Source organism: Qipengyuania aestuarii, from assembly GCF_019711535.1.
In the GTDB taxonomy this organism is placed as follows: Bacteria; Pseudomonadota; Alphaproteobacteria; order Sphingomonadales; family Sphingomonadaceae; genus Qipengyuania; species Qipengyuania aestuarii.
This window is the reverse complement of the sequence record NZ_JAIGNP010000003.1, coordinates 494711-503655: the sequence shown is the minus strand read 5'-3', so window position 1 is coordinate 503655 and position 8945 is coordinate 494711. Positions and strand designations below refer to the sequence as shown.

Here is an 8945-nt window from a genome sequence, read left to right as displayed (position 1 = left end):
CGGGCGGGCGGTCGCCCTTGCGGGCTGCTGGTCGCAGCCCGGTGGGTTAGCCACTTAGGTTTCGAGTAATTTGAAGCGGTATTCGAGGAAGACCGCGCGCAGGTTTCTTGGTCTGCGTTCGGTCCGACTGCGGAGGAATTGTGTGACCACCACGCGCAGGCCCGATTGTGCGGGCGGGAGGGTGACGATGCGGTGTTCTATGCGGCTGGCGAGGGTGGCGGTGCGGGCCGCGTCATCGTTGCGGTCGAGTAGTTGGAGGGCGATGCGCACCTCGCGCCCCTGGGCGGTCTTGGTGGACCAGTCGGCGGCGGCGCTGGCGGCGATGGCGAGGCTGGGCGCGGGGGCGGGGCTGGGGGCTTCCTCGGCCACCGCATTGAGGCTTGCCGCCAGTTCGCCATCGCTGCGCAGCCAGTCAATGAGGGCGGCTTTGAGCGTGCTTTCCATTCAGCCCTCCTTTCCCGTGTAATCTGGCCCGGTGAGATCGGGCCACAGCCAGCGGGCATCGCGCCAGCGCTGCGGATCGTCATCGGTACGGGCCTTGCGCGTCTTCACCAGCCCTGCGGCACGGCGGGCCAGCGTGGCGGCGAGCCTGTCCCAGCTCACAGCCGCACCTCGCGGAAGGGCCGCCACAGCGCCGCCACGGCAGCGGGCATGGCGCTCGCCTCGCCCCGGTCGCGCTCGCGGTACTGGTGTGCGGCAAAGCGGATGACGCCATGACGCAGCCCCATGTCGAGCGCGTCCCAGCCGGGCGCGGCATGGCCGGTGAAGCTGGCGCACATCTGCCAGGCGGTGTGGAGCAGCCGCAGCAGCAGCGCGTCCTCGCCCGGAGTGGTGATCGCCAGCCATTGCTTGAGTTCGTCGAGCGGCTGGCCGGAAAGGTCTGTCGGCATGGTGGGGTTGGTTTCCTTTTTGTTTGAGCCCCCGCCTCCGCGGGGGCGTCCTCGCTAGATGCGCAGCAAGCTGCGCCCGCTGCGGGCGGGCGGGCAGGTGGCCTTTGGCCAGCTGCGTCTTCGACTTCGCTTCCGCCCTTGCGGGCTGCTGGTCGCAGCCCGATTGGCGCGAACCACCCGCCTTCTTCCCTCTTCTTTATCCTTCGATCTTCAGCAGCTTGATCGCGTCCGAATCCAGCACCTGCCCGCCCACGCGCTTGGTGGCGTAGAAGTGGACGAAGGGCTTGTTGGTGAAGGGATCGCGCAGCACCTGCGTCGCGCTGCGTTCGGCGATCAGATAGCCATTGCGGAAATTGCCGAAGGCGATGGGGCAGGTGCCCGCCGCCACATCGGGCATGTCCTCGGCCTCCACCACCGGATAGCCCAGCAGGCGGTCGGGCTGCCCCTCGACCAGTCCCGGCTGCCACAGGAACGCGCCGTCATCGGTCTTCAGCTTGCGGATTTCGGCCAGCGTCGCGGAATTCATCACGAAGCTCGCGCCCTGCCGGTGGCCCGCCTTCAGCGCATGGACCAGATCGATCAGCGCGATCTCCGCCGCCGATCCCAGCCCCGCCGCATCGCCCGAGCCGACATATTGCAGCGTGCCGAAAGCGCGCGTCGCATCCCCGGCGCTGGAAGCGGGCGCGGCGAGGAAACCGCGCGGCTGGTTCACCCCGCTGCCATTCACGAAAGCCGCCCCTTCCGCGCGGGCGAATTCCGCCGCGATCTCGCCCGCCAGCCAGCTTTCAATGTCGAAGCCCGCATCGTCGAGCATGGCCTGGCTGGCCGCCGGATTGGCATAGAGCTCGCCCGTGGGCGGGGCGATTTCGGCGAAGCTGGGCGTATCGGTCTCGGGCCGCGCCTGCGTCTCGCTGACCCAGCCGCTCGCCGTGCCGCCGGTGGTCACCAGCTTGCGGTAGCCCGCGCTGCCCGTCTGCACGACCTGCGCGATGGCGCGGATCGGGCTGGCCTCGCTGAGCTGGCGGGCGATCAGCGCATCGATCTGGCGCGGCACGGCATAGCCGCCATCGGATGGCACTGCCCCGCTGACCGATTTGTATTCCGCCGTGGCCCCGCGCCGCAGATAGCCATCGACAAAGCCCTTCACTTCGGGCGCGGCGGCTTCGGTGCCGCCGATCGCGGGGCGCGCCGCCGCCCGGCCGATCCGGTCGACGCGCGCCTTCACCTCGTCCACCTCGCCGCGCAGGCTGGCGAGATCGGCCTCGGTCCGGTCCTGCCGCGCGACGATGTCGAAACTCGCCTCCGCCTGATCGGGCGTGGGCGTGGGCGTTGGCGTGGGGGCGGGGGTAGGGGTCTGGATGTCCATGGATATTTCCTTCCTTGAGAAATGAAAAAGCCGCCCGTGGGGGCGGCGTGTTGGTGGTTTGCCGTCATCCCCGCGCAGGCGGGGATCCAGCGCGGGGCGTGGGAGGTCGGAATGGATTCCCGCCTGCGCGGGAATGACGGGGGTGGGTGGCGATGCTTTCACCCAGTCATTGCGAGGAGCCGTAAGGCGACGCGGCGAAGCGCAGCTGTCCGAAGGACAATCCATTTACAGCCCTCGCACCAAGGCGCACCGTCGCATGATGGATCGCCGCGCTTCGCTCGCGATGACGTGGTGAGAGGTGTTCGCGGAGCGCCCCCCCTCACACCCCCACGAAATGCACCCGCGCCTCGTGTTGCAGCGGGTGCGTCACCACGCTCACCTCGAACAGTTCGATATCGGCCAGCTCGCGGCCCTGCGGCGTCTGGTGAAACACCTTTGCGCGGTAGCCGAAGCTCAGCCCGCTCACCGCGCGCTCGCGCAGCAGCTTCGCCGCGCGCCCCAGCGGATCGTCGAGCCGGGCGACCACGCGCAGGCCGCGCGCATCCTCGCCCGCCCGTTCGACCCAGCCGATGCGCCGGGCGGGGCTGTGCTGCCAGAACAGCGGCAGGGCGCCGCGCCGCTCGGCCAGCGTGCGGGCAAAGGCGCCGGGCCGGATCGTGTCGCGCGCCGCGTCCGCGCGGCCGAACAGGGCGGCATAGCCCGCGATGCGCAAGGCCGGGCCCGCGCTCACGAGACCACCTCGCCCAGCCCCAGCCGCAGGGCGAGGCCGACCAGCAGCAGCGCCAGCACGCCCTTCACCAGCCAGTCGATCGCCGCCTTCCACGCGCTCGCCTTGGCATCGCGCCAGGCCGACAGCAGCTCGCGCAACTCGCCCAGATCCTCCTCCGCCTGGGTGTCGCCCAGGCCGAGCCGGTCCAGCGCCCGCGCCGCGCCCAGCTCGCTCGCCTCCTCCACGATCGCGCGCAGCGTCACCAGATGCACGCCCCCGTGGCGGCGCGGCAATTCGGCCTGCGCGATCAGCCGCGCCAGCATGTCTTCTCTCGTCATGGGTTCACCATCGGTTTGCGATCGGGCACAGGGGCGCGATGCGGAGTTTGAAATTTGGATGTCTCTGGATTGGCGGCCCGCTGGCGGCTCTGTTGGTCGCCTATCTGGCCTATCTCTATTCGATCGATTTCTTCGCAGCCGACAATTGCTCGGATGCGGGTGGCAGTTTTCACTATGATCGCGGAGAATGCAGCTTCACCGAAACCTATCGTGGCGAAGTCCCGGATCTATGGCCCGTTTAGCCCCAGCAGCTCGCGCTTTTCCGCCGCGCTGAGGAAATCGGCCCCGCTCACCTGCGCCCACAGCCGCTCGCGGTCCTCCACCAGCGCGGGCACACGGTCGAGATCGACGCGCGGCCCTTGCGCGAACCAGTCGGCAAGGCCCGCATGCAGCCCGTCGAGGATCTTCGCCGCCAGCGGCAGCAGCGTCAGCCGCCACAGCGCGCGGCTGGCCTCGCGATAATTGGCATAGGTGTTGTCGCCCGGCAGGCCGAGCAGCATGGGCGGCACGCCGAACGCCAGCGCGATGTCGCGCGCCGCCGCCGCCTTCAATGCGGCAAAATCCATGTCGGCGGGCGTCAGGCTCATCGCCTTCCAGTCCAGCCCGCCTTCGAGCAGCATCGGCCGCCCGGCATTGCCGCTGCCCTGGAACGCGCCGTGCAGTTCCGCCTTCAGCCGGTCGAACTGGTCCGCGCTCAGCGGCGGGGCATCGCCATTGGCGAACACCAGCGCGCCCGATGGCCGCGCCGCATTGGCCAGCAGCGCGCGGTTCCATTCGCTCGCCGCATTGTGGATCGCCACCGCCGAGGCCGCCGCGGCGAGGCAGCCCGCGCCGTAGTGATCGTCGGCCGGGTGGAAGTGTTTCAGATGGATCACCGCAGGCCAGCCGCTTTCGTCCTCCACCGGCAGGGTGAGGCTGCGATCGGCGAGCACATAGCGATAGGCGGCGGGCCAGCCATCCTCGCCCGCCACCACCTGCACGCGTTCGGGGCGCAGCGGAAACAGTTCCACCGGCACGCCCGCCCCGTCGCGCAGGATCTGAACAAAGGCATTGCCGTGCAGCGCCAATTGCGCCGCCAGCACCTCCAGCAGCGGCTGTGTGCCGCAGGACCCGGCGAGCAATCGGGCAAGAGCAGGATCGGTGCAGGCGACGGGCGCCCCGCCGACCCCCTCGGCCACGATCCGCACGCTGCGCTGCGCCACCGGATTGGCAAGATAGGCCTCGCCGACCGCCTGCCGGTAATCGAACGGCGCGCCGCTGGGCCCCGCATCGAAGGCCGCATCCCAGGGCGAGACGAACCCGCGCGCCACAGGCACACGAACACCGCCCCCGCCCTTGAAGGCGGAAGCGAGACTGGTGAGGAAGGACATGGGGTTTCTCCGCAAATGGCCCCGGCGGGAAACCGGGGTCAGGGTGGTTCGGTAGGTCGTGGTATCTGATTGGTCGTAAGCCCGGGCTTGACCCGGGCGAGTGCTGCGTTTCTGCTGGCCCGATGGAGGGCAGGCAAACCGGCGGCTGGGTCTACATCATGGCCAATCGCTATCGCGGCGCACTTTATGTGGGCGTCACCAGCGCGCTTGCCGCCCGCGTCGCCCAGCACCGTGAGGGCGCCGGCTCGGACTATTGCACCCGGCGCGGCATCACCCGCCTCGTCTGGGCGGAGCGCGGCGACAGCATCGAGGCCTGTATCGCCCATGAGAAACGCCTGAAGCGCTGGCGGCGCGAGTGGAAATTCGCGCTGATCGAAAAGGCCAATCCGCAGTGGGATGATCTGTTCGACCGTCTGGCGTGAGGGCATCTCGAAGCGAGCACCGGCCCCGGATCAAGTCCGGGACGACGGGGCGGAGAAGATGCTTCATCCCCAACCGTCGGCCCGGGCTTGACCCGGGCCGGTGCTTCTCATCTCTCCAGAAAATCCCCCCTCACAATACCCGCGCCCCCGGCTCCCGGCGCTTGCCCAGCATCAGCTCGGTCAGCGCCCAGACCAGGGCGTCGGCGCGGTCGGGGGAGCGGCCGGGGCCTTCGTAACCTCCGCCTGCCATCAGGCCGCACAGCTGGTCTTCCAGTTCGGCGAACAGGCCCGCGTGCCGCACGCGGCCGGCCTCGTACAGCGCGGCGACGGGTTCGGCGCGGGCGGTCTTGCCGGTGGCGGCGTGGACCAGTTTGAGCGGCAGGGCGATGTCGGCGGCGCGCAGGACGCTTTCCACCATCGCGCCGCCCTGGTTCGCCTCGGCCACCACGCGGTCGGCGTTCCACGCGCTGGCGGCGGCGGCCACGGCGCGGGCCCAGCCTTCGGGTGTGGCGCCCTCCACCGTGCAATCGGCGCGCACATAGGCCAGCCCGTCGGCCCCCAGCATGGCGACCACGATCCCGCAGGCATCGCCCGTGCGCGAGCCGCTGCCTGACGTAGTCCCCGCAGGAGGGTCAACCGCCACTACCACGCGCCGCGCTTCGGGCAGGGCGGAGGAAATGTCGCCAACGCCCACCCGGCAGCGGTCGAGCAGGGCCCGCGTCCACAGCGCGCCTTCCAGCGTGTCGACCATTTCCCCGGCCAGTTCCTGCCGCCCGAAAGCGCTGCCTTCGAACTGTTCGATCATCGCGGACAGATAGGCGCCGGGCAGCACTTCGCGGTTGTCGGTCGTCCGGCCGGTCGCCACCGCCACCGCGCCGCTTTTCGCCCCGGCCATCAAATGGCGCATCAGCGGCGCGGCGCGCGGGGTGGTGGTGGCGAGCACGCGAGGGCTGTCGCCCAGCCGCATGGTCAGCTGCAGATTGTGCCAAGATGTCATCGCGCGGTCGCGCGAATTATCCCATTTGGCGATCTCGTCGCACCAGGCATGGCTGTGCTGGGGGCCGCGCAGGGCCTCGGGCTCGCCGGCGGAATAGAGCCAGGCCGTGGCCCCGTTTTCCCATGTCAGGCGGCGCAGGCTGGGTTCGTAATGCGGGGGCAGGGCGCCGGGCGCGGCGGCCAGCACGCCGCTGTCGCCTTCCACCATCACGCTGCGCACCTCGGCCAGCGTCGCCCCGACCAGCGCGATGCGCGCGGCGGGATCGCTGCGCGCCACATCGCGCACCCATTCGGCGCCCGCGCGGGTCTTGCCGAAGCCGCGGCCCGCGCAGATCAGCCAGATGCGCCAGGGCTGGTCCGCGTGCCGCTGCGGCGGCAATTGCTCGTCGCGCGCCCACCCTTCCCAGTAATAGCTGCCCAGCGCGGCGAGTTCGTGCGGGGTGAGCATGTCGCCCAGAATGGCGCGGTCCCGCTCGCCCTCGCGCCCGCCGCGCCGCAGCCACACGCCGCGAGAGGGAATAGGCGAAGGAATGGGGGAGGGTGGTCCAGCGCCGCCGCCCACGCCCTCAGCCCCGGGCACGTTTCGCCGCCCGTTTGCGCGAGGCGCGGATGGCCTCCTCATTCGCCTGACCGCGCAGGCGCAACTGGTCGATCTTGCGGTTGATCGAGGCGATGGTCGCCGCCTCGTCGGCCAGCGCGCGGCGGCCTTTCTCGCGCGCCACGCTCTCGCGGTGGGCGGCCAGGCTGCGCAGCGCGGCGGCGGTGTCGAACTTGCGCGCAGGCGCGCTCTGGCTCTCGCCGCCGGTTTCGCTCCCGGTCTCTCTGGCCGGAACCTCCCCGCCCGCGCGCAGATGCGCCAGCAGCTCCATCTCCAGATTGTCGTAACCCTCGGCCAGCGCGGCATACCACTGGCGCGCGAAATCGGCATCGGTGCGGCGCAGGTGATAGACCGTCCGCACCGCCAGCCCCGCCGCCGCCGCCGCCGCGCGCACGTTGGAGCTTTCGGCCAGCGCCTCCAGGAACAGGGCGACCTTGCGCGGCCCCATGCGCCGCGCGCCGCCCCAGCAGGCCGCGCCCACCACGGGCCGCCCGCGCGCATCGTCCCAGTCGAAGGCGAACTCGGCATCGCGCCGCCGCCAGTCATAGGCGGTGGAGAGGGCCACCCCCGCCATGCCCGCAGCGCGCCGCACCCCGTGTCCCGCCCGCAGCGCGGCCAGGAACGGCCCCATCCACGCGGGCCACGCCGCCGCCGCCCCGGCCCCGATCTCCTCCGGCCTGCTCATCATCGTCCTCCATCTGCTCGAAAACGCAAAACGGGCGGCGGCCTAATAGAAGGCCCCGCCCGTTCGAATCACACCATCGCGATGCTCTTGTTTTGTGCCAGAACAGCGTGACGATGTCAAGCACAAAGAACCAAATGGGTTATTTGAACCTCAGCATGATCGCATGGCGAGGTGATTTGCTTATCTAACAGGGTTTCGACAGAATCGGACATTTCTTGGGAGGCCGAGCTTTGGGGACCTAAAAGTTACACCGTCTTTATCCCCATTGAAGATCACCGCTCCGGTTCGAATCAGGGGCATTCTCGCATATTTAAAAAATAAGCCCCACAAGTCGTTCGGACCTGCGGGGCTTAAGTAACGGGTTAGTTGACCCGTCACCGTGGTGCACCCTCGCTATGATTCATTGTCTGGGAACGGTCAAGGTCAACTAACCTAAAGACAGGACAGACGATCAATGACCACATACTACGTAACCTGCCACACCCCCGATAACGCTGACTTGGACCGCCGTATTCAAGGTCTGGGCGGTTCATTCGGTTGGCTCGCGATTGATCAGATCATCAATCTCATCAAAAACGGAGCAATTTTCTTCACAGCTCCTCCTCTTGCCGTGAATCGGAGGATTATCGTGGCTCAGCATCCAAGGACGTATCGCCTCTACCTCAAGACGGACGCGGATGGCGTAGAACCGAACAATATCCTTGCCCTTCCGCGTTGTCTTTAAAGGACTCTGACTGCGCCAGTCTCAAATAAGCCTGAGAGAAAGGGTACTCAGGTTGAGAATTGGGAATGGAGGGTTGGGGCGCGGTAAGCGGGTTCCAACCCTTTGCTTCGTGGTGAAGTGGCACCCGACCACACACCCGCTTGCCCGCCCCCGCAACAGCCCCTAAACGCCTCGCCATGCTGATGAAACCGCTGCGCGGGCTTTACGAATGGACCATGGACAAGGCCTCGCACCCCTATGCGGTGTGGTGGCTGGCGTTCTTCTGCTTCGTCGAATCCTCTTTCTTCCCGATCCCGCCGCATCCGCTGCTGGGCCTCATGTGCCTGGCCGAACCCAAGAAGGCGGTGAAGTTTGCACTCGTCGCCACGCTGGCCTCGGTCGCGGGCGCGCTGCTGGGCTATGCGATCGGCTGGGGGCTGTACGACACGGTGGGCGTGTGGCTGATAGACGCGCTGGGCCTGACCGAGGCCTTCCCCGTCGCCGCGTGCCACTTACGCGAATATGATTTCGAGGCGATCCTGATCGCGGGCGCCACGCCGGTGCCGTTCAAGCTGCTGACGATCACGGCGGGCTTCGTGGGCATGAACCTCGTCACCTTCGTATTGTCGAGCCTGTTCGCCCGCGCGCTCATCTTCATGACGGTGGGCATATTGTTCCGCGTCTTCGGCGCCCCGATCAAGCGCGTGATCGATAAGTACCTGGGCACGGTGACGACGGTCTTCGTGGTGCTGGTGGTGGGCGGCGTGCTGGTGCTGACCCAGCTGGGCGGCAGCAGCGACGAGGACGGCGGCGTCTGCGCGAATGCGACCGAGGTCAATCCGGCGGCCTGAAGAGGGCGGCCAGCCAA

General features: G+C 68.5%; 13 protein-coding genes. 4 read left to right on the top strand and 9 right to left on the bottom strand.

The window, feature by feature from the left end; translation table 11 throughout:
• Nucleotides 1–54 precede the first annotated feature (54 nt).
• From gp17 to K3175_RS12180, 6 genes are all read right to left on the bottom strand, one after another.
• On the bottom strand, nucleotides 55–444 hold the full coding sequence (gene gp17 / locus K3175_RS12205) for a tail completion protein gp17 (RefSeq protein WP_221543650.1): 390 nt from the start codon (nucleotides 442–444) through the stop codon (nucleotides 55–57).
• Nucleotides 445–603: a hypothetical protein gene (locus K3175_RS12200; protein WP_221543649.1), complete on the bottom strand. Its 159-nt coding sequence runs from the start codon at nucleotides 601–603 to the stop codon at nucleotides 445–447.
• A complete protein-coding gene (locus tag K3175_RS12195) occupies nucleotides 600–890 on the bottom strand; it encodes a head-tail connector protein (RefSeq protein WP_221543648.1) in 291 nt (96 codons plus the stop codon). The genes K3175_RS12200 and K3175_RS12195 overlap by 4 nt, the downstream gene beginning before the upstream one ends.
• 196 nt (nucleotides 891–1086) lie before the next feature.
• On the bottom strand, nucleotides 1087–2256 hold the full coding sequence (locus K3175_RS12190; RefSeq protein WP_221543647.1) for a phage major capsid protein: 1170 nt from the start codon (nucleotides 2254–2256) through the stop codon (nucleotides 1087–1089).
• 319 nt (nucleotides 2257–2575) lie between these two features.
• Entirely contained in the window at nucleotides 2576–2986 is a 411-nt protein-coding gene (locus tag K3175_RS12185) for an HK97 family phage prohead protease (RefSeq protein ID WP_345719356.1), read from the bottom strand.
• Complete coding sequence (locus tag K3175_RS12180) at nucleotides 2983–3303, bottom strand: DUF6127 family protein (RefSeq protein ID WP_221543646.1); 321 nt, start codon at nucleotides 3301–3303, stop codon at nucleotides 2983–2985. The genes K3175_RS12185 and K3175_RS12180 overlap by 4 nt, the downstream gene beginning before the upstream one ends.
• Nucleotides 3304–3341: 38 nt before the next feature.
• Between K3175_RS12180 and K3175_RS12175 the strand changes: the two genes are divergently transcribed.
• Nucleotides 3342–3545 carry a hypothetical protein gene (locus tag K3175_RS12175; protein WP_221543645.1) on the top strand — a complete coding sequence of 68 codons (204 nt, stop codon included), beginning with the start codon at nucleotides 3342–3344 and terminating at the stop codon, nucleotides 3543–3545.
• Here K3175_RS12175 and K3175_RS12170 read toward each other — a convergent pair.
• Nucleotides 3531–4673 (bottom strand): phage portal protein, encoded by a 1143-nt coding sequence (locus K3175_RS12170; RefSeq protein WP_221544135.1) that lies wholly within the window; start codon nucleotides 4671–4673, stop codon nucleotides 3531–3533. The two genes, K3175_RS12175 and K3175_RS12170, sit on opposite strands and share 15 nt — an antisense overlap.
• A gap of 122 nt (nucleotides 4674–4795) precedes the next feature.
• Between K3175_RS12170 and K3175_RS12165 the strand changes: the two genes are divergently transcribed.
• Complete coding sequence (locus K3175_RS12165) at nucleotides 4796–5095, top strand: GIY-YIG nuclease family protein (RefSeq protein ID WP_221543644.1); 300 nt, start codon at nucleotides 4796–4798, stop codon at nucleotides 5093–5095.
• A 130-nt stretch (nucleotides 5096–5225) separates the two neighbouring features.
• Here the strand turns inward: K3175_RS12165 and K3175_RS12160 are convergent, their stop codons facing one another.
• Together K3175_RS12160 and K3175_RS12155 are read right to left on the bottom strand one after the other, a co-directional pair.
• Nucleotides 5226–6539: a DNA-packaging protein gene (locus K3175_RS12160; protein ID WP_221544134.1), complete on the bottom strand. Its 1314-nt coding sequence runs from the start codon at nucleotides 6537–6539 to the stop codon at nucleotides 5226–5228.
• A gap of 118 nt (nucleotides 6540–6657) precedes the next feature.
• Nucleotides 6658–7377 (bottom strand): DUF1804 family protein, encoded by a 720-nt coding sequence (locus tag K3175_RS12155; protein ID WP_221543643.1) that lies wholly within the window; start codon nucleotides 7375–7377, stop codon nucleotides 6658–6660.
• 451 nt (nucleotides 7378–7828) lie between these two features.
• Between K3175_RS12155 and K3175_RS12150 the strand changes: the two genes are divergently transcribed.
• The gene (locus K3175_RS12150; protein ID WP_221543642.1) at nucleotides 7829–8098 is read left to right on the top strand and encodes a DUF3892 domain-containing protein; all 270 of its coding nucleotides are present in this window, start codon (nucleotides 7829–7831) and stop codon (nucleotides 8096–8098) included.
• Between the two features lie 176 nt (nucleotides 8099–8274).
• Nucleotides 8275–8928 (top strand): YqaA family protein, encoded by a 654-nt coding sequence (locus tag K3175_RS12145; protein ID WP_221543641.1) that lies wholly within the window; start codon nucleotides 8275–8277, stop codon nucleotides 8926–8928.
• Nucleotides 8929–8945 lie beyond the last annotated feature (17 nt).

Coding starts and splice junctions, on each gene's coding strand:
- K3175_RS12195 (WP_221543648.1), bottom strand. CDS start 890: ATGCCGACAGACCTTTCCGGCCAGCCGCTCGACGAACTCAAGCAATGG.
- K3175_RS12170 (WP_221544135.1), bottom strand. CDS start 4,673: ATGTCCTTCCTCACCAGTCTCGCTTCCGCCTTCAAGGGCGGGGGCGGT.
- K3175_RS12150 (WP_221543642.1), top strand. CDS start 7,829: ATGACCACATACTACGTAACCTGCCACACCCCCGATAACGCTGACTTG.
- K3175_RS12155 (WP_221543643.1), bottom strand. CDS start 7,377: ATGATGAGCAGGCCGGAGGAGATCGGGGCCGGGGCGGCGGCGGCGTGG.
- K3175_RS12190 (WP_221543647.1), bottom strand. CDS start 2,256: ATGGACATCCAGACCCCTACCCCCGCCCCCACGCCAACGCCCACGCCC.
- K3175_RS12145 (WP_221543641.1), top strand. CDS start 8,275: ATGCTGATGAAACCGCTGCGCGGGCTTTACGAATGGACCATGGACAAG.
- K3175_RS12165 (WP_221543644.1), top strand. CDS start 4,796: ATGGAGGGCAGGCAAACCGGCGGCTGGGTCTACATCATGGCCAATCGC.
- gp17 (WP_221543650.1), bottom strand. CDS start 444: ATGGAAAGCACGCTCAAAGCCGCCCTCATTGACTGGCTGCGCAGCGAT.
- K3175_RS12175 (WP_221543645.1), top strand. CDS start 3,342: ATGCGGAGTTTGAAATTTGGATGTCTCTGGATTGGCGGCCCGCTGGCG.
- K3175_RS12160 (WP_221544134.1), bottom strand. CDS start 6,539: ATGCTCACCCCGCACGAACTCGCCGCGCTGGGCAGCTATTACTGGGAA.
- K3175_RS12180 (WP_221543646.1), bottom strand. CDS start 3,303: ATGACGAGAGAAGACATGCTGGCGCGGCTGATCGCGCAGGCCGAATTG.